The organism is Vibrio sp. 1078-1 (genome assembly GCF_033340475.1).
Genome location: NZ_JAWOWM010000248.1, coordinates 1 through 770 on the forward strand (window position 1 = coordinate 1; position 770 = coordinate 770).

The 770-nt window shown below is 47.1% G+C and carries 1 protein-coding gene and 1 pseudogene; both read right to left on the reverse strand.

Features of this window, described 5'->3' with window-relative positions; translation table 11 throughout:
• On the reverse strand, positions 1-653 hold a 653-nt coding region (locus R7190_RS26905; RefSeq protein ID WP_318137802.1), incomplete at its 3' end, for an aldehyde dehydrogenase family protein.
• Between the two features lie 18 nt (positions 654-671).
• Positions 672-770, reverse strand: a pseudogene (locus R7190_RS26910) (transcriptional regulator BetI); the annotation flags it as partial.

Sequence of the window (770 nt, forward strand, 5' to 3'; positions counted from 1 at the left end):
ATATCCGGATGCGCCGTTAGCATCTGCCCTACGCGATAGTCACCCTGCACGACGTTAAACACACCATCAGGAAGACCCGCTTCAGAATAAATTTCCGCAAGCTTAAGCGCTGTAAGCGGTGTTTCTTCCGACGGCTTAAAGATCATTGCATTACCCGCAGCCAGTGCTGGTGCTGATTTCCACATTGCGATTTGAATAGGATAGTTCCAGGCGCCAATACCTGCGCAAATTCCCAGAGGTTCACGGCGCGTATAGAAAAACTGGTTTTCATTGAGTGGTTGTTGCTCACCCTGCAAACTTGGTGCAAGACCGGCGTAGTATTCGATAACATCCGCGCCTGTCGTAATATCAACAGCGATAGCTTCTTGAATTGGCTTACCCGTGTCTGCCACTTCTAAAGCGGCTAACTCGTCATTGCGTTCACGCAGAATCGCTACCGCTTTGTTAAGAATCCGGCTACGTTCAATGGCCGTCATTGCAGACCAAACCTCAAAACCGCGCTTTGCAGATTCAATAGCGGCTTCCATATCGCTCTGGTTTGCTTGTTTAATACTGGCCAATGGCTCACCATTTGCCGGATTGTAAGTGGTGAAATGCTCTTCAGAACATCCGATATACATTGCACCATCGATGTAATGTGTTTTCATTTCCATAGTGAAGACCTGTGACTTTTATATTTTATGAGAGTAAAACGTTAGCTGCTTTTCGAGATAATCGTTGATGATGATCCTCGCTTTATCAGCATCGATGCCTTGCGGGTTGAGCGTGCC